Here is a 1,961-nt window from a genome sequence, read left to right on the forward strand (position 1 = left end):
ACATGGTGTGGGCGGGACGCACCGAGCGGGCGATCCCGTCCTGCGCCGCCACCGCCAGCCTGCGGCACTGCGCCTTCGACAGCGCGGCGTCCACGGCCACCACGCCGATGGTGGTGTTCAGGCGCGTGCCCTCTCCGCCGGGACGGCCGGGCCTGCCGGGCCAGGCGGGCACGCCGAACTCGTCGGCCACCTCGTGATCGGCGGCGTACGGTTCGCCGGTGTCGAGGCGCACCGCCTCGCCCGAGGCGTTGAACACCGCCAGCGCCCCCACGGTGAAGCCGTCGACCCGGTCGCTCGCCGTGCCGAGACCGCCCTTGAGTGAGCCCACCTGCGCTCCGGTGCCCGCGCCGACGCTGCCCTGTGCCACGGCGCCGTCCGTGGCGGCCGCGCAGGCGGCGTGACCGAACGCGGCGTCCGGCCACCTGCCCCAGTCCCCCCGTGGCAGGTCGAAGATCACGGCGGCGGGCACGATCGGGACGACCTCGTGCGGGCGGGCCCCCGCGGGAAATCCGCGGTGCCCGTCCCCCAGCCACCGCATGACCCCGTCGGCCGCGGCGAGACCGTAGGCGCTGCCCCCGGACAGGCACACCGCGTCCACGTGCTCGACGAGGTTCTCCGGGCTCAGCAGGTCGGTCTCGCGCGTGCCGGGCGCGCCCCCGCGCTGGTCGACGGCACCGACCGTGCCCTCGGGCGGCAGCACCACGGTCGTGCCGGTGGCCCACCCCTGCCCCAGTCGCTGGTGGTGGCCGACCAACACCCCGGGCACGTCGGTGAGGGCGTTGTGCCGAAGTGTCCTGCCCTCGGCCACCGGGGCGTTCCCGCGGCGCCCGGCGCCCGTGTGCCGCGCGGGGTCCTCGTGCCGTGCGGGGTCCGCGTCCTCGCCCACCGTGGTGGTCCCTCTCCGCCGTCCGTGTCCTGTTCTCATGCCCCTCAGCGCGTGCCCGCCAGCCCGTGCCCGTGCGCGCGCGCCGCGCGGCCGGGACGCACCCGGCGCCCCGCTCATTCGGTAAGGGCCTGCACGAGGCTCTCCTGCACCCAGGTCAACCAGTGGTACACGCCCAGGTGCGGCGCGCGCGGATCGTCCTCGGGCAGCTCGTCGGGCATGTCGTCGCTGATGTCGAGCGCCGTGCCGAGCGCGAGCCGGACGTCGTTGAGCGCGGAGAGCCAGGCGTCGGCCTGCTCCTCGCTCAGGCGGACCTCACCACCCTCGGGTGGCAGCGTCTCCAGCACCACCGCGGCGACGCCGATCTTGTTCTCCAGAACCTGCGGCTCGTGCAGCGAGCGCAGCGCCGCCGCCGAGTCGAGGTCCTCCTTGCTCGGGTTGTCCGGGTCGAGCCGGTGGAAGTCGGGCAGCAACCGCCCCAGCACCGGGTCGTCCGGCCCTTCCGAGGGGCCCGTGCGGATGCCGGTCAGTTCGGCCAGTTCGTCCTGCGGCGCCTCGTCCGATCGGGCCCGCAGCATCTCGTCGATCTGGCGGATCAACCCCCGCACGACCGCGGCTTCCTGCTGCTCGAAGCCCCCCAGCACCGCGCCGCGCTTGCGGCGCCATCCCCTCACGGCTGCTCCATCGTCGCCCACAGGCCCGCCGCGTGCAGTTTCGCGACGTCGCCCTCCACCTTCTCCTTGCTTCCCGACGACACGACGGCCCTTCCCTTGTGGTGCACGTCGAGCATCAGTTTCGTGGCGTGGTCCCGGCTGTACCCGAAGAGCTTCTGGAACACGTAGGTCACATAGGACATGAGGTTGACCGGGTCGTTCCACACGATGGTCTGCCACGGTCTGTCCTCGGCGCCCTGCTGCGCCCCGAGTGTCTCTTCGGCCTCGACAGGCGTGGTCATGGTTCCCATGGTGTCACGGACGCGCGGACCGTTGCGCCGCGAGGTCGGGCCGTCGGCGACACGCACGGGTGAGACGCGGCGCGGACGGCGAGCGGACCGGCCACGACCCGCACGGACGGCGGG

General features: G+C 73.9%; 3 protein-coding genes. All 3 read right to left on the bottom strand.

The window, feature by feature from the left end:
• Positions 1-808 (bottom strand): P1 family peptidase (locus SACSA_RS20950; RefSeq protein WP_048876307.1); only part of this gene is annotated, 808 nt, incomplete at its 3' end.
• Positions 809-999: 191 nt separating this feature from the next.
• Complete coding sequence (locus SACSA_RS0101250; RefSeq protein WP_019812870.1) at positions 1,000-1,557, bottom strand: DUF2017 domain-containing protein; 558 nt, start codon at positions 1,555-1,557, stop codon at positions 1,000-1,002.
• Positions 1,554-1,838 carry an ATP-dependent Clp protease adapter ClpS gene (gene clpS, locus SACSA_RS0101255; protein ID WP_028661420.1) on the bottom strand — a complete coding sequence of 95 codons (285 nt, stop codon included), beginning with the start codon at positions 1,836-1,838 and terminating at the stop codon, positions 1,554-1,556. The genes SACSA_RS0101250 and clpS overlap by 4 nt, the downstream gene beginning before the upstream one ends.
• Positions 1,839-1,961 lie beyond the last annotated feature (123 nt).

The organism is Saccharomonospora saliphila YIM 90502 (genome assembly GCF_000383795.1).
GTDB lineage: Bacteria > Actinomycetota > Actinomycetes > Mycobacteriales > Pseudonocardiaceae > Saccharomonospora > Saccharomonospora saliphila.